The sequence below is a fragment of the Nonomuraea sp. KM90 genome (assembly GCF_052246675.1).
Lineage (GTDB): Bacteria > Actinomycetota > Actinomycetes > Streptosporangiales > Streptosporangiaceae > Nonomuraea.
In genome coordinates, this window is record NZ_JBQQCB010000028.1 from 13,857 (window position 1) to 30,490 (window position 16,634).

The window sequence follows — 16,634 nt, forward strand, 5'->3', positions numbered from 1 at the left end:
TTGTGCCCCGGCAATGAGGAGACGAGCATGAAAGCAGTCACCTGGCACGGCAAGCGCGACGTACGGGTCGAAGAGGTCCCCGACCCGGCGATCAAGGAGCCCAACGACGCTGTCATCAGGGTCACCAGCAGCGGCATCTGCGGCTCCGACCTGCACCTGTACGAGGTGCTCGGGCCGTTCATGGCCGAGGGCGACATCCTCGGGCACGAACCCATGGGCGTGGTCGAGGAGGTCGGCTCCGCCATCGACAACATCAAGCCCGGAGACCGGGTGGTCATCCCGTTCAACATCGCCTGCGGCCACTGCCACATGTGCGGGATGGAGCTCTACGCGCAGTGCGAGACGACCCAGGTCCGCGAGCAGGGCATGGGCGCCGCCCTGTTCGGCTACACGAGGCTCTACGGGCAGGTGCCCGGCGGTCAGGCCCAGTACCTGCGGGTGCCCGAGGCGCAGTTCGGGCCCATCAAGGTCCCGGAGGGGCCGCCGGACGAGCGGTTCCTGTACCTGTCCGACGTGCTGCCGACCTCCTGGCAGGCCGTCGCGTACGCGGAGATCCCCGACGGCGGCAGCGTCACCGTCTTCGGGCTCGGGCCCATCGGCCAGATGTGCGCCCGCATCGCCCGCCACCTCGGCCACCGCGTGATCGGCGTGGACGGCATCACCACCCGCCTGGAGATGGCCCGCCGTCACGGTGTCGAGGTCATCGACGCCAGCGAGGTGCACAACGTCCCCGAGGAGATCCGCCAGCGCACCTCCGGACGCGGCACGGACTCGGTCATCGACGCCGTCGGCATGGAGGCCCACGGCTCCACCGCCGCCAAGATCGCCCAGACGCTCACCGGGCTGCTGCCCGACGCGGTGGCCGCGCCGCTCATGTCGAACGCCGGCGTGGACCGGCTGGCCGCGCTCAACCAGGCCATCGACTCCGTCCGCCGCGGCGGCGTCATCTCGGTCATCGGCGTCTACGGCGGCATGACCGACCCGCTGCCCATGCTGCGCATGTTCGACAAGGGCATCACGTTGCGCATGGGCCAGGCCCACGTCAGGAAGTGGGTCAGCGCGCTGATGCCGCTGCTGACCGACGACTCCGACCCGCTCGGCGTGATGGACCTGACCACCCACCGGCTGCCGCTGGAGGATGCGCCCCATGCGTACGAGATGTTCCAGAAGAAGGCCGACGGCGCGGTGAAGATCCTGCTCCAGCCGTGACCTGCCAGCTCAGAGGGGTTTCGCGGCCCGGGAGGCGGGCAGCGGAGCATCCATGAGAGTCGTGGTGGTGGGAGCAACCGGGAACGTCGGCACCAGCGTGGTGCGCGCGCTGGCCGCGGACGGCGGCGTGACCTCGATCGTGGGGGTCGCCCGCCGGCTCCCCGGGTGGCGGATAGACCGCACCGACTGGCGGCAGGCCGACGTGGCGACCGGCGACCTGACCCGGATCTTCGACGGGGCGGACGCGGTGGTGCACCTCGCGTGGCTGTTCCAGCCGACCAGGGACCCCGCCACCACCTGGCGGGCAAACGTGCTGGGCAGCATGCGGGTCTTCCGCGCCGCCGCGGAGGCGGGGGTGCCCGCGCTGGTCCACGCCTCCTCGGTGGGGGCGTACTCGCCGGGGCCCAAGGACCGGCCGGTGGACGAGAGCTGGCCCACGCACGGCTGGCCGGGGGCCGCGTACGGGCGGGAGAAGGCGTACGTCGAGCGGGTGCTCGACGTCTTCGAGCACGATCACCCGAACATCCGGGTGGTGCGGATGCGACCCGGCTTCATCTTCCAGCGGGCGGCCGCGACCGAGCAGCGCAGGCTGTTCGCCGGGCCGTTCGTGCCGCGGCGGCTGATCAAGGCCGGGCGGATCCCGTTCGTGCCGGACATCCCCGGGCTGCGGATGCAGGTGCTGCACGCCGAGGACGCGGCCGAGGCGTACCGGCTGGCCGTCACCAAGCCCGTGCGGGGCGCGTTCAACATCGCCGCCGAGCCCGTGCTCGACCCGCACGACCTGGCCAGGATGCTCGGCGCCCGGACGGTGCCGGTCCCGCAGGGGCTGGCCAGGGCGGCCGTGTCCGCGGGCTGGCACCTGCGGCTCGTGCCCGCCGCGCCCGGCCTGCTGGACCTGGCGCTGCGGATTCCGGTCATGAAGACGGAGCGCGCCAGAGAGGTGCTCGGCTGGAAGCCGCGGCACACGTCGTTCGACGCCATGCGGGAGCTGTTCGACGGGTTGCGCGAGGGTGCCGGCATGGACACCGCGCCGCTGGCCCCGGACGGCGGCCCGATCGGCCGGGTACGCGAGCTCGCCGGCGGCATTGGCGGACGTCCGTAAAGAGCTGACTGTGTGTAAATTCCGGCTGTCGGGGAAAGGGAATCACCACGCGAGGTCCTGAAGCGTGGCCCTGCGTGTCGGAAAGACACGGAGGAGCACATGCGCACCTTGATGACCGAGAGGTTCACCCTCCAAGACATCACCAAGCTGCGCCATGCGGTGGCCGAGCAGTCCGCGAGCTGTGGCCTGCACGGTCCCCGGCTGGACGACTTCGTCCTGGCCGTGCACGAGAGCGTGGTCAACGCCGTGGAGCACGCGGGCGGGGCAGGGCGCTTCAAGCTGTGGACGGTCGACGGCGTCATCCGCGCCGAGACCAGCGACCGGGGCTCGGGCATTCCCCAGGAGTACGTCAACGGCGGCAAGCGGCCGTCCGACCATTCCTACACGGGCCGGGGCATCTACCTGATCCGCCGGTTGTGCGACGTGGCCGACTTCCGTACCGGGCCCGCCGGCACCACGGTCGTGCTCACCATGCGGTTACCGCGGGGCCCCGATCACCGGACCCACAGGAGCATGCGGCGCATCAGGGTCACGGCGTGCGGAGGACGCCTGTTCGGCCGCTTCACCGCCTGATCCCCGTGCCGTCCCGGGCCATCTGACCTGGCCGGGCGCCAGGTAGGCTCGAGGGGACGGAAAGGGATCACTACGTGAGCGGCGAAATGCTTTTCCCCGGGATCATCTCTCCGGTCCGGCGCATCGGGCGGCGTGAGTTCGATTTCGAGCGCCAGGTCGCCATCATGGCCATCGTCAACAGGACGCCCAACTCCTTCCACGACCAGGGCCGCACCTTCGAGCTCGACGGCGCGGTCGCGGCGGCGACGCGGGCCGTGGCGGCCGGGGCCGACTGGGTGGACATCGGCGGCTTCGCCTTCAGCGCCGCCCAGGCGCAGATCGGGGTGGCTGAGGAGATCGACCGCGTCGCCCCCGTCATCGCCCGGGTCAGGGCCGCCACCGACGCCGTGATCTCCGTCGACACCCACCGCCCCGAGGTGGCGAAGGCGGCCGTCGAGGCCGGCGCCGACGTCATCAACGACACCAACGGCCTGCGTGAGCCCGGCCTCGCCGAGGTCGCGGCGGAGACCGGGGTCGGCGTGGTGGTCACCCACAGCCTCGGCGGGCCCGGCCGCCGGGTCTTCCGGCCGAGCTATTCAGACGTCGTCTCCGAGGTGGCGGACTTCCTGCGGGAGCGGGTCTCGTTCGCGCTGAAGGCGGGGATCGCCCCCGACAAGATCATCATCGATCCGGGGCACGACCTGAACAAGAACACCTTCCACTCGCTCGAGCTGACGCGCCGGCTCGAGGAGATCACCTCGATCGGCTACCCGACGCTGGTGGCGCTGTCCAACAAGGACTTCATCGGGGAGACGATCGACCGCCCCCAGGGGGAGCGGAAGGAGGGGACGATCGCCGTCAACGTCGTCTCCGTCCTCAAGGGCGCACGCATCCTGCGCGTGCACGACGTGGCCGCGACGGTCGCGTCCGTGCGCATGACCGAGGCCGTGCTGGGCTGGCGCGGTCCGGTGGCACCCAGTCACAACCTCGCGTGAGGAGATCCGTACGTGACCGACCGCAAACCCGTCGGGCTTCCCTTCGAGACCTGGATCGACCGGCAGATCCGTGAGGCGGAGGAGCGGGGCGAGTTCGACGACCTGCCCGGCAAGGGCAAGCCGCTGCCGGGGCTCGATCGGCATCCCGACGAGATATGGTGGATCAAGCAGAAGGTCGAGAGCGAGGGGCTGTCGATGCCCCTGCCGCCCACGCTGGCGTTGCGCAAGGAGGCCGAGGAGGCGCTGGCCGCGGCGCGTGGGGCTCGCTCCGAGGCCGAGGCCCGGCGGATCGTCGAGGAGATCAACCACAGGATCCGGGAGGCGATCAGGACCGGGTTGTCGGGGCCGCCGCTGAACCTGATGCCCTTCGACGCCGACGAGATCGTGTCGGAGTGGCGGCGGGGGCGTTGACCCTGGGAAGGGGCCCGGGGGTGTGGCCCCCCGAGCCCCTTCCGGCAGCTGAGGGGCCCGGGTCAGGCGGGCCCCTCAGGCTGGTCGGGGGCCCGGGTCAGGCGGGTCCCCCGGCCGGCCGGGTCTTCAGTTGACGGGCGGGTAGGCGTTCTGCAGCAGCTCACGGAACTGGGCCGAGAACCACTGGCCGGACAGCGGGGCGTCGGCCTTGGCTCCTGACATGTTGTTGCCGTTGAGGCTGTTGCCGGTGTAGGTCGGGTCGCACATCCGGTCGAACTTCTTGCCCTCGTCGTTCGGGATGTCCCGGCTGGCGCCGTCGGACTCGCCCGGAGGCTTGATCCAGACGTAGGCGTCCAGGCCGGTGGCCGGGCTGGCCGTGGGCCGAGCGCCCAGGCCGGCGCCGCTCTGGTTGCACCAGTTGCCGGCGTGGATGCGCCGGTCGATGCGGGACTGGTTGACGAACTCGTCCACGTTGGTCGAGGTGCTCGGCCCGCTCGGGCGGGCGCTGCCGCCCCAGCCGTTGCGGGAGGTGTCGATCAGCATGCCGAGCCCCTGCCGGAAGCCCTTGCTGATGAGCGCGTTGCGCAGGGCTGTGGCGAAGCTCTGCTCGTCGACGTAGTAGTTCCAGTCCACCCACTTGGACTGCCTGACCGTGGTGCTGCCCACCATGGTGTTGATGGTGAAGTGCGGCTCGGTCGTGGCTGAGTAGTTGGCGGTGTTGACGATGAAGCCGTCCACGCTGTCCACCCCGGCGGTGGTGGCGGCGACGGTCTCGTAGAAGAGGTTCACGGACGGGTTGAAGTTCGAGTCCCAGCCGAGCCACGCGTGGTGGGCGGCGTCGATGTAGGTGTAGACGTTCGTGATGGCGTGCAGCTGGTTGAGCGCGTAGCGGACGCCGTCGCGGTAGCCGCCGGCGCCGTTGGCCTCGCGGCACTTCTCGAAGGAGTTGAGGTTGGTGACCAGGTTCGGCAGCGAGTCGGGCTCGATGATCGTGACGATGCGCAGGTTGGCGTAGGCCGAGTCGCGCATGATGGCCGCGATCGGGTCGATGTACTCGGTCTTGTAGCGGTTGAACCCGTCCTGCGCGATGAGCAGCTCGCCGTTGGAGGCCAGCGCCGAGCAGTCGCGGTTGGGCAGGTTGTAGATGACGACCTGGATCGTCAGCGGCGCGGAGCCGTTGGCGGCGTCCTGCCGGACGGCCTCGTCCAGGTGGGCGCGCAGGCCCATGGCCGAGGAGGAGCCGGCGATGGCCGCGATGCGGTCCATCCACACGGCCGTGGAGGTGTTGGCGACCGCCGAGCCGCCGGGCTCGGCCGCGGCCCTGGCGCTCCAGTTCGGGTTCACGTAGCCGGTGGCGCCCGCGTACGGGTTCTCGACGTGGGTCGGGTTGGTGCCGCCGTCGTCGTCGGCCTCGGTGGCGGTGACCGTACGCGAGGTCAGGCCGGTGGAGGCGACGGTGAAGGGGCGGCTGCCGTTGGCCGTGTCGGAGTCCTGGGCGGCGGCCAGGGTCACCGTCTGCGGGGTGCTCCAGTTGGCCGGGGTGAAGGTCAGGCTGGCCCCGGAGGAGACGGTGAGGTTGGTGTCACCGCTGCCGGCCGTCGTGGTGACGGTCACGTTCGAGGACGGCTGCGCGGCCAGGCGGACCGTGTAGGTGCCGGTCGAGCCCTCGGGCACGGTCACCGCGGGCGGCGACACGATGATCGACTGCTCCACTGTGGCGTCGTCGTCCACCTCGGTCGCGGTGACCGAGGCGCCGGTGACGCCGGTGCCGCCGACGCTGAAGGCGGCGGTGCCCGCGGCGGTGTCGGAGTCCTGGGCGGCGGCCAGGGTCACCGTCTGCGCGGTGCTCCAGTTGGACGGGGTGAAGGTGAGCGAGCTGCCCGAGCTGACGGTCAGGTCGGTGTCACCACTGGTCCGCGCGGTGGTGACGGTCACGTTCGAGGTGGGCGCGGAGGAGAGCCGGGCGGTGAAGGTGGCCGTGCCGCCCTCGTTGACCGCGACCGCGCTGGCCGAGGCCACCACGGACGGGGTGGTCGGGCCGGTGCCGCCGCAGGTGACCCCGTTCACGCTGAACGAGGTGGGGTTCGGGTTCGTGCCGGTCCAGGTCCCGTTGAACCCGATGTTGGTGGAGGCGCCGGTGGCCAGGGTGCCGTTCCACGGCATGTTCGTGGCCGTGACCCGGGTGCCCGACTGGGACCAGTTCGCACCCCAGCCGGTCGGCGTGTACCTCTGGCCGGTGGTCGGGAAGTCGAAGGCCAGCGACCACGACGTCAGGGGATCACCGGTGTTCTTCAGCGTGACGCTCGCGGTGAAACCGCCTGAGCCGGTGCCCCACTGGTTGGCGGTATAGGCCACGTCGCAGGTGACGGCGGCGTTCGCGGCCGTGCCCTGGCCGACGACGAGTCCTAAGGCCGCGACACTCGCGGCGGTCATGGTCACGGCCCATTTGCGGAGGCCGCGGTGGAGTCTCACGAGCGATCATCTCCAGTACTTAGGTGGCTGGGAGCGCTCCCATGGTGAGCCGCGCTCGGAGCCCTGTACAGAGGGCGGCCGTCGAGAAGGTGTCCGCCGCCCCGCATGCTCGTTGAATACCCCGGAACGGGGATGAAACTTTCATCCCTGGCAGCCTGGTGAGAGGAAACACGGGGGTTACCGAACCGCCATTCCGTTGACATACGCCGCCGGGCACCCACAATCCACTTTGGGAGCGCTCCCACACCCCTACTCCCATGGAGACCCCGTGAAGTACAGACCTTCATCCCTTTTGACGCGCTTATCGAGACGGCTGGCCGTGGCCACGACCCTCGTCCTCGTCGCGGGCACGACCACGGCCTTGGCAGCCGGTCCCGCCCAGGCGGCCGTGGCGTGTGACGTGACGTACGCGGCCAACCAGTGGGGCACCGGCTCGGGCGGTTTCACGGCGAACATCACGCTGAAGAACACCGGTGACCCCCTGACGTCCTGGTCGCTCGGCTTCGACTTCCCGACCACCGGACAGCGGTACACCCCGAGCGGCTGGGGTGCGAACTGGTCCCAGTCGGGCACCCGGGTCACGGCCACGAACATGCCGTGGAACGGCACCCTGGCCACCGGCGCCTCCACCAACATCGGCTTCAACGGCACGTGGACGGGCAGCAACCCGAGCCCGACCTCGTTCAGCGTGAACGGGGTCACCTGCGGCGGCCCCGGCACCGGCACCGCGCCCACCGTGTCGCTGACCTCGCCGACCGCCGGCCAGACGTTCACCGCCCCGGCCACCGTGCCGATCGCGGCGAACGCGGCCGACTCCGACGGCACCGTCGCCAAGGTCGACTTCTTCCAGGGCTCCACGCTGCTGGGCACCGACACCTCCTCGCCGTACAGCTACAGCTGGACGAACGTGGCGGCCGGCAGCTACTCGATCACGGCCAGGGCCACCGACAACGCCGGCCTGACCACGACCTCGTCGCCGGTCGGGATCACGGTCTCGCCGAACACCGGGCCGGCCCTCGTGGTCAGCCCGACCACGCTGTCCGTGCCCGAGGCGGGGACGGCGACCTTCGGCGTGAAGCTGTCGCAGGCTCCCTCGTCGAACGTGACGGTCACGACGGCCCGCGCCAGCGGTGACGCCGACGTCACGGTGTCGGCCGGCGCCAGCCTCACGTTCACCCCGTCGAACTGGAACACCGCGCAGAACGTCACGCTGGCCGCGGCCAACGACGGCGACACGACGAGCGGCTCTGCCGTGATCAGGGTGAGCGCCACCGGGTACACGCCGGTGGACGTCGCGGCCTCCGAGGCGGACGACGACGTCGGCGGCGACAACGAGTACGTCCAGCGCTTCGTCGAGCTCTACAACGAGCTGCACGACCCGGCCAACGGCTACTTCTCGCCCGAGGGCGTGCCGTACCACTCGGTCGAGACGTTCCTGGTCGAGGCGCCGGACCACGGGCACGAGACCACGTCCGAGGCCTACAGCTACTACCTGTGGCTGGAGGCGACCTACGGGCAGGTGACCGGCGACTGGACGAAGTTCAACAACGCGTGGGCCTCGATGGAGAAGTACATCATCCCGGCCACCGCCGACCAGCCGACGAACTCGTTCTACAACGCCTCGAAGCCCGCCACGTACGCGGCCGAGTACAACTCGATCAGCAGCTACCCGTCGCAGATCGACTCCGGCGTCAGCGTGGGCACCGACCCGATCGCCGGTGAGCTGCAGAGCGCGTACGGCACGCGCGACATCTACGGCATGCACTGGCTGCTCGACGTCGACAACACCTACGGCTTCGGCCGCTGCGGCGACGGCACCACCAGGCCCGCCTACATCAACACCTACCAGCGCGGCCCGGAGGAGTCGGTCTTCGAGACGATCCCGCAGCCGTCCTGCGACACCTTCACCCACGGCGGCACCAACGGCTACCTGGACCTGTTCATCAAGGACTCCTCGTACGCCAAGCAGTGGAAGTACACCAACGCCCCCGACGCCGACGCCCGCGCGGTGCAGGTGGCGTACTGGGCGCAGACCTGGGCCAAGGAGCAGGGCAAGGAGTCGCAGATCTCCGCGACGGTGGCCAAGGCCGCCAAGATGGGCGACTACCTGCGCTACGCGATGTACGACAAGTACTTCAAGCAGCCCGGCTGCACGAGCCCCTCGTGCCCGGCCGGCACCGGCAAGAACGCCTCCAACTACCTGCTGAGCTGGTATTACGCATGGGGCGGCGCGACCGACTCCAGCGCCGGTTGGGCCTGGCGCATCGGCTCCAGCCACAACCACTCCGGCTACCAGAACCCGTTCGCGGCCTGGGCGCTGGCCAACGTGGCCGAGCTCAAGCCGAAGAGCTCGACCGGTGCCGCCGACTGGAGCACCAGCATGACGCGCCAGCTGCAGTTCTACACGTGGCTGCAGTCGGCCGAGGGCGCCATCGCCGGTGGCGCGACCAACAGCTGGGAGGGCCACTACGCCACGCCGCCGGCGGGGCTGCCGAAGTTCCACGGCATGACCTACGACTGGCAGCCGGTCTACCACGACCCGCCGTCGAACCAGTGGTTCGGCTTCCAGGCGTGGACGATGGAGCGGGTCGCGGAGCTCTACTACGCCACCGGCAACGCCGACGCCAAGGCGCTGCTCGACAAGTGGGTGACGTGGGCGCTGGACAACACCACGATCGGCTCCGACGGCAGCTACCAGATCCCGTCCACGCTGCGCTGGACCGGTCAGCCGGCCGGCAACTTCAACGCGACGACGGGCATGCCGCCGGCCAACCCCGGCCTGCACGTGACCGTCGTGGACCACACGCAGGACGTGGGCGTCGCCGGCTCCTACGCCAAGGTGCTCATGTACTACGCGGCCAGGGCGAACCACGCCGAGGCGCGCGACACGGCCAAGGCGCTGCTCGACGGCGTCTGGGAGAACCGTGACGCCAAGGGCGTGTCGGTGCCGGAGACCAAGGCCGACTACAACCGCATCGACGACCCGGTGTACGTGCCCGCCGGCTGGACCGGCGAGATGCCGAACGGCGACACGATCAACTCCAGCTCGACCTTCATCTCGATCCGGTCCTTCTACCGGAACGACCCGGACTGGCCGAAGGTCGACGCCTTCCTGAAGGGGACGGGCCCGGCGCCCGTCTTCAACTACCACCGGTTCTGGGCGCAGGTGGACGTAGCCGTCGCCCTCGCCGAGTACGGGCGGCTCTTCCCGTGAAAAAGGCAACACTGATCGCCGTGGCGTCGCTGGTCCTGCCCCTGTTCGGGGCGGGGCCGGCGGCCCACGCCGCCGCTGCCGCACCCGCCTTCGCCTACGGCGAGGCGCTGCAGAAGTCGCTGTGGTTCTACGAGGCCCAGCAGTCGGGCGCGCTGCCCGACTGGAACCGCGTCTCCTGGCGCGGCGACTCGGGCCTGAACGACGGCAAGGACGTGGGCGTGGACCTCACGGGCGGCTGGTACGACGCGGGCGACCACGTCAAGTTCGGCTTCCCGATGGCGTTCTCGGCCACCATGCTGGCCTGGGGCGCGGTCGAGTACCGCGACGCCTACGCGGGCTCCGGCCAGCTCACCCACCTGCTCAACAATCTCAAGTTCGTCAACGACTACTTCATCAAGGCCCACCCGTCGCCGAACGTGCTCTACGGGCAGGTCGGCAACGGCGGAACGGACCACGCCTGGTGGGGCCCGGCCGAGGCGATGTCGATGGCGCGGCCCGCGTACAAGATCGACGCGTCATGCGGCGGGTCGGACCTGGCGGGGGAGACGGCGGCGGCGATGGCGGCATCGTCGATCGTCTTCCGCCCGACAAATCCGTCTTACGCCGACACGCTGGTGACGCACGCCAAGCAGCTCTACTCCTTCGCCGACACCGTCAGGAAGAAGTACAGCGAGTGCATCACCGACGCGTCGAGCTTCTACAACTCGTGGAGCGGCTTCAACGACGAGCTGGTGTGGGGCGCGATCTGGCTCTACCGGGCCACGAACGACGCCTCCTACCTGGCCAAGGCCGAGAGCGGCTACGCCAACCTGGGTACCGAACCCCAGACCAGCACCAAGTCGTACAAGTGGACGATCGCCTGGGACGACAAGTCGTACGGCGCGTACGTGCTGCTGCACAAGCTGACCGGCAAGCAGCAGTACCTGGACGACGCCAACCGCTGGCTCGACTGGTGGACGGTCGGCGTGAACGGGTCGCAGGTCAAGTACTCGCCGGGCGGGCAGGCCGTGCTCGACCGGTGGGGCTCGCTGCGATACGCGGCCAACACCTCGTTCGCGGCGCTGGTGCACAGTGACTCGATCACCGACGCCACGCGCAAGGCCCGCTACCACGACTTCGCGGTCCGGCAGATCAACTACGCGCTGGGCGACAACCCGCGCAACTCCTCGTACCTGATCGGGTTCGGCGCCAACCCGCCGAAGAACCCGCACCACCGCACGGCGCACGGCTCGTGGACCGACCAGATCACCAACCCCGAGCAGACCCGCCACACCCTGTACGGCGCGCTCGTCGGCGGCCCGCCCGACCCGAACGACGCCTACACCGACAAGCGCGACGACTACGTCATGAACGAGGTCGCCACCGACTACAACGCCGGCTTCACCAGCGCGGTGGCCAGGCTGTACAAGGAGTACGGCGGCGCCCCGGCGGCCGGCTTCCCCGCCGAGGAGACCCCGGACGGTCCGGAGATCTTCGTCGAGGCGGGCGTGAACGCCTCGGGGACCGGGTTCACCGAGATCAAGGCCATCGTCCGCAATCAGTCGGCCTGGCCCGCCAGGGTCCTGTCCGACGGCTCGTTCCGCTACTACTTCACCCTCGACGGCTCGACGACGGCCTCGCAGATCAGCGTGTCGTCGGCCTATACGCAGTGCAAGGCGCCGACGCTGCACCAGGCGAGCGGCAGCACGTACTACGTGAACATCGACTGCTCGGGCCAGGCCATCGCGCCCGCCGGGCAGTCGCAGCACCGCAGGGAGGTGCAGTTCAGGATCGCCAGCGCGGGCACGTGGGACCCGGCCAACGACTGGTCGTACCGGAACATCCCCACCACGCCCGGCACGACGCCGGTGCGCACCGGGAACATCACCCTCTACAGCGGCGCCACCAAGATCTGGGGTGACCCGCCGGGTCCGGAGGAAGTGGACACGACGGCGCCCAGCAAGCCGGGCAAGCCCGCGGTCTCCGCGATCGCGGGCTCCTCGGCGAGGCTGAGCTGGACCGCCTCCACCGACAACGTGGGCGTGACCGGTTACGACGTCTACCTGGGGTCCACCAAGGTAGGAACCGCCACGACCACGTCCTTCGACCTGAGCGGGCTCACCCCTGCCACGGCCTACACCGCCCACGTGGTGGCCAGGGACGCGGCAGGCAACACGTCGGCGCAGTCCGACGGCACGGCGTTCACCACGTCAGACACGGTGGACGGGACGCCGCCCAGCAAGCCCGGCAAGCCGACGGTGTCCGGGATCACCTCCTCGGCGGCGCGGGTGAGCTGGGCGGCGTCCACGGACAACGTGGGCGTGGCCGGATATGACGTCTACCTGGGGTCCACCAAGGCAGGCACGGCCACGACCACGTCGTTCGACCTGAGCGGCCTCACCCCCGCCACCGGCTACACGGTCACCGTGGTGGCGCGGGACGAGGCGGGCAACAGCTCGGCGGCCTCGGACGGCACCGCGTTCACCACCTCCGACGCCCCGGCCGGCGGGTGCACGGCCACCTACAAGGTGGTCAACACGTGGGGCGGCGCGTACCAGGCCGAGGTGACGGTGAAGAACGCCGGCACGTCGGCCACCAGCGCCTGGACGGTCACCTGGAACTCCCAGAACTCGATCACCCAGCTCTGGGGCGGCAAGCACACCGTGTCCGGCTCCACGGTCACGGTGAAGAACGAGGCGTGGAACGGCGCGCTCGCGCCGGGCGCCACCACCACGTTCGGCTTCATCGCCAACGGCGCCTCCACCGCTCCCGACCCGATCACCTGCACCCCCGCCTGATCCGAGACTCCGCCCCCGCCGCAGTAGCGGCGGGGGCGGCTCCATCGGCTCAGGGAAAGGCGGCACATGAGAGCGCTCCGCACCGCGCCGGACTTCGCCGGCACCACCTTCGGCCTCCTGGCCGGCCGGCGGGCCGGGAACACGTCGATCCCGTCCGGTTACACGTGCGCCAACCGAACTGCCCGGCAGCCGGGTGCGTATGAGGAGGTGAGGCCCTAACCAGCTATTCCTGCCCAACAAACCATCCCGCCCGGATGGGACGGACGCGGCCGAAACCTCCACTCGGCCGCGTCCGTTTTCTCCCCACCCGCTTCGGCCCCGCTCCCGCCGCCCGCCCGGCCTGCGGTCCCGCGCCACCGCGCCGCCGCCGCGCTCGCCGTGCCGCGCTGCTGCTTCGCCGGCCTGCTGCGCTGCTGGAAGCGTGGTTGCGAAAGGTCGCGCGCCACGACGCTGCCCGACTCCCGCCTTCGGCCGCGGCGCCGTGGCCGTCGGGCTCGCCGCGTGTCTGGCGTGCCGCTCTGGGCGTCCCCCGGTGTCGGGCGTCGCGTCAGCGCGTCGGCGGGCCCCTGAAGGCCGTGAGGAGGTCCGGCCAGGGGGCCGGGCCTCCTCACGGGTGGGGGCTATTTGGCGGTCGAGGTCGCCAGGGCGAAGCGTTCGCGGGCCGCCTCGATCGCCGTGTCGTCGGCGAACTCGGCGAACGCCTCCTCGTGATAGTGCCGGGGGATGAGCCGGCGGACCCGGTCCGGGTAGCCGGCTCCCGATTCGGGCACCCTGACCTGGGGCGGGATGCTGATCTTGACGGCGATCGGCCCCGAGGCGCGTACGGAGGCGGCCCAGTCCGGGCTCTCCCCCGTGATCGCGCACATGTGGCGGGCATACACCCACGTCACCTCCACGAGCGAGGTGGCGTTCCGGGGTTCGGTGCCGAAGGGTTCCACGGCGCACACGACGCGGGAGTCGAAGCTGTGCCCGTGGGCGTGGTGCTCGCCGGGCGAGGCCTGCTCGAGTATCAGGGTCACCTGGGCGGCGAGCTCCGCGTTGAGCTGGGAGGACGGCTGCCTGGCAGCGAAGAACGTCACCCCGGCCAGGGTCAGGCCGGCCAGGGTGACGATTGCCGCGACGAGCCCGCGACGCGTTTTGATCACGGGCTGGTGCAGGTCAGGGTCGGTGCGGGGCTCGGGATCGAGCCGGTGGCGTTGAATCCGAACGCGGTGGAGGCGTTCGGCGCGAGTTGCCCGTTGTACGTGGCGTTCTTGACCGTCACGTTGGGCGCTTGTGTGGACAGCACGCCGTTCCACGGTGAGCCGTCGAAGCTCTGGCCGCCGGCGTACGTCCACTTGACCGTCCAGCCGTTGATGGCGCTGGTGCTCGTGTTCTTCACGGTCACCTCACCCTGGAAGTGGCCGGCCCAGCCGGTGTCGGTGGCCTTCCACGTGGCGGTGCAGGCGCCCGTCGGAGCGGGGTCGGTCGGCGTGACGGTGGGGCTGGGGCCGGGGCTGCTGCCACCGGGGCCGACACCGGTCACCTGGCCGTTGCCGCCGTCGAAGACGACGTCGGAGCAGCTGTAGAAGTTCTCGTTGCTGTCCGAGCGGATCCAGTGCGTGAAGATGATGTGCCGGCCGCTCTTGCCGGACGGCAGCTGGGCGTTCCAGTAGTAGTAGTTGAGCCCGCCGGCGCCGCCGCTGGCGGGCGGGTTGGTGACGCTGCCGAACGGCTCGAGGTCGGACCACTTGAGCGGCCCGTTGGGGTTCCAGCCGTTCTTGGTGACGTAGTAGTTGAACGCGCCGGGGTGCTGCGCCCAGTTGCTGTGCCGCATCTGGATGGAGGCCCCGGAGGTCAAGTGGGTCAGCGGCCAGTCGGAGCGGACCGCGTTGTAGGCCGAGAAGTCGTAGGGCCCGCCGGTGCCGCCGCTGCAGATCTGCCCGTCGGGGATGAATCCGGTGGTCCGGCCCGCGCCGTCGGAGCGCAGCACCGCGAACCAGTTGTACAGGGGGGTCGCGCCGCTCTGGTTGACCGCGGCCGCGCATGCGGGGTTGTAGGGGAGGATCTGCCCGTTGTCCCGCAGGCCGTCCTGCCAGCACAGGAACGTACGGCTGCCCGGGAACATGGACACGCCGTGGGCCTGTGCCTGCGTGGGCACCATCAGAACACTTGTGATCAGGACCAGGACGGCGGTGAGTGCCGCCGACTTGAATAACTTCATGGGGATTCCCTTGCGCTGACGACAGAGGAAACCTGCCCACGACCTGCCCGCCCGGCGAGCGAATTGAATCACGCTTTTTCCGGATTCGACAACGATCGGTGAAACTTTCAGCCGATCTTGGTCACGGTTTCCCCTGGTGGGTGCCCCGCCCCTGCTCGCACGCGGGCACCGCTGCTTGCCGTACCGGACGGCCCCGGAGAGGGTGAACGCTGGGAGCGCTCCCACTACACTCCACTGTCAGAGAGGCGGGAGCAACACGCCATGAGGCACGCGCACATCCACCTGATCATCGGGGCGTTACTCGCCATGGGCCTGTTCGCCGCGCCGGCGCAGGCCGCTCCGGTGCTCTGCGAGAAGTACGGCTCGGCGAGCATCCAGAACGGCCGCTACATCGTGCAGAACAACGTCTGGGGCGCGAGCACCGCGCAGTGCGTCGACGTCAACCAGAACGGCGGCTTCACCGTCACGCAGGCGGCTCACAACAACTCCACGAGCGGCGCGCCGGCCGGCTACCCGTCGATCTACGCCGGCTGCCACTACGCCAACTGCACCACCGGCAGCAACCTGCCCATGCAGGCCAGCGCCGGCGGTTTCGCCGGGCTCCGGAGCAGCGTCAGCATGACGTACCCGAGCTCCGGCACCTACAACGCCTCCTACGACCTCTGGTTCGACCCCACGCCCCGCACCGACGGCCAGAACACCGGCGCCGAGCTGATGATCTGGCTCAACCGGCAGGGCTCGATCCAGCCGATCGGCTCCCAGGTCGGCACCGTGAACCTGGCCGGCGCGACCTGGCAGGTCTGGTACGGCAACATCGGCTGGAACGTGATCTCCTACGTGCGCACCTCGCCCGCAACCTCGCTGGACTTCACCATCGACACCTTCTACTCCGACGTGGTCAACCGCGGCTACGGCCAGCGGTCGTGGTACCTGACCAGCGTCCAGGCCGGGTTCGAGCCCTGGATCGGCGGCACCGGCCTGGCGGTCAACTCCTTCTCGTTCGGCTCGGGCGGCGGCACCACCGACCCGACCCCGCCGAGCACCCCCGGCACGCCGTCGGCCTCGAACGTCACCTCGTCCGGGGCCACCCTCACCTGGGCCGCCGCCACCGACAACGTGGGCGTGACCGGCTATGAGGTGCTGCGCGCGACCGGCGACACGTTCACCAGGGTCGGCACCAGCAGCACCACCTCCTACACCGACACCGGTCTGAGCCCCGCCACCACCTACCGCTACCGGATCAGGGCGAGAGACGCCGCGGGCAACCTCTCGCCCGAGTCCGCGACGGTCACGGTGACCACCCAGACCGGCGGGACCGGCGGCGGTTGCACGGCCACCGCCACCACCCAGACCGCCTGGAACAACGGCTACGTCATCCAGCCGGTCACCGTCACCAACCGGGGCACCTCGGCGCTCGACGGCTGGACGGTCACGTTCGCGCTGCCGTCCGGGCACACGATCACCGGCATGTGGAACGCGAGCTACACCGTCAGCGGCGGCACCGTCACGGTCCGGAACCTGTCGCACAACGGCCCGCTGGCGTCCGGCGCCACCACGTCGTTCGGCTACCAGGCGACGCGGCCGGCCGGGAACACGCAGGTACCCAGCGGCTACACCTGCGCATGAGGCTCGCGCGGGCATCGCTTTGCGAGGGGCCCAGCCCGCGCGCGGAGGGGTACGGCTGGTGCTGCCGTACCCC

Annotated in this window: 11 protein-coding genes; 8 read left to right on the forward strand and 3 right to left on the reverse strand. The window is 70.2% G+C overall.

What is annotated here, in order from left to right:
* The first annotated feature begins 27 nt into the window (after positions 1 to 27).
* The 5 genes from ACTWPW_RS26555 to ACTWPW_RS26575 all read left to right on the forward strand — a co-directional run bounded on the left by ACTWPW_RS26555 (position 28) and on the right by ACTWPW_RS26575 (position 4,269).
* Positions 28 to 1,209 carry a zinc-dependent alcohol dehydrogenase gene (locus ACTWPW_RS26555; protein ID WP_375110736.1) on the forward strand — a complete coding sequence of 394 codons (1,182 nt, stop codon included), beginning with the start codon at positions 28 to 30 and terminating at the stop codon, positions 1,207 to 1,209.
* A gap of 52 nt (positions 1,210 to 1,261) precedes the next feature.
* Complete coding sequence (locus tag ACTWPW_RS26560) at positions 1,262 to 2,311, forward strand: NAD-dependent epimerase/dehydratase family protein (RefSeq protein WP_375110737.1); 1,050 nt, start codon at positions 1,262 to 1,264, stop codon at positions 2,309 to 2,311.
* A gap of 99 nt (positions 2,312 to 2,410) precedes the next feature.
* Entirely contained in the window at positions 2,411 to 2,884 is a 474-nt protein-coding gene (locus ACTWPW_RS26565) for an ATP-binding protein (protein ID WP_375110738.1), read from the forward strand.
* A gap of 74 nt (positions 2,885 to 2,958) precedes the next feature.
* Positions 2,959 to 3,858, forward strand: a complete 900-nt coding sequence (folP, locus tag ACTWPW_RS26570; protein ID WP_375110739.1) for a dihydropteroate synthase — start codon at positions 2,959 to 2,961, stop codon at positions 3,856 to 3,858.
* Between the two features lie 12 nt (positions 3,859 to 3,870).
* Positions 3,871 to 4,269, forward strand: a complete 399-nt coding sequence (locus ACTWPW_RS26575) for a J-domain-containing protein (RefSeq protein WP_443170219.1) — start codon at positions 3,871 to 3,873, stop codon at positions 4,267 to 4,269.
* Positions 4,270 to 4,395: 126 nt separating this feature from the next.
* Here ACTWPW_RS26575 and ACTWPW_RS26580 read toward each other — a convergent pair whose 3' ends face one another.
* On the reverse strand, positions 4,396 to 6,702 hold the full coding sequence (locus ACTWPW_RS26580; RefSeq protein ID WP_375110740.1) for a glycoside hydrolase family 6 protein: 2,307 nt from the start codon (positions 6,700 to 6,702) through the stop codon (positions 4,396 to 4,398).
* A 358-nt stretch (positions 6,703 to 7,060) separates the two neighbouring features.
* Here ACTWPW_RS26580 and ACTWPW_RS26585 point away from each other — a divergent pair, with 358 nt between their 5' ends.
* Together ACTWPW_RS26585 and ACTWPW_RS26590 are read left to right on the forward strand one after the other, a co-directional pair.
* Positions 7,061 to 9,955, forward strand: a complete 2,895-nt coding sequence (locus ACTWPW_RS26585; protein ID WP_443170220.1) for a glycoside hydrolase family 48 protein — start codon at positions 7,061 to 7,063, stop codon at positions 9,953 to 9,955.
* On the forward strand, positions 9,898 to 12,732 hold the full coding sequence (locus ACTWPW_RS26590; protein WP_443170258.1) for a glycoside hydrolase family 9 protein: 2,835 nt from the start codon (positions 9,898 to 9,900) through the stop codon (positions 12,730 to 12,732). The genes ACTWPW_RS26585 and ACTWPW_RS26590 overlap by 58 nt, the downstream gene beginning before the upstream one ends.
* Before the next feature lie 620 nt (positions 12,733 to 13,352).
* Here the strand turns inward: ACTWPW_RS26590 and ACTWPW_RS26595 are convergent.
* Positions 13,353 to 13,877 carry a hypothetical protein gene (locus ACTWPW_RS26595; RefSeq protein WP_375110743.1) on the reverse strand — a complete coding sequence of 175 codons (525 nt, stop codon included), beginning with the start codon at positions 13,875 to 13,877 and terminating at the stop codon, positions 13,353 to 13,355.
* Entirely contained in the window at positions 13,874 to 14,935 is a 1,062-nt protein-coding gene (locus ACTWPW_RS26600; protein WP_375110744.1) for a lytic polysaccharide monooxygenase, read from the reverse strand. Before ACTWPW_RS26600 ends, ACTWPW_RS26595 begins: the two co-directional genes overlap by 4 nt.
* A 261-nt stretch (positions 14,936 to 15,196) precedes the next feature.
* Between ACTWPW_RS26600 and ACTWPW_RS26605 the strand changes: the two genes are divergently transcribed.
* Entirely contained in the window at positions 15,197 to 16,561 is a 1,365-nt protein-coding gene (locus ACTWPW_RS26605; protein WP_443170221.1) for a GH12 family glycosyl hydrolase domain-containing protein, read from the forward strand.
* Positions 16,562 to 16,634: the final 73 nt, after the last annotated feature.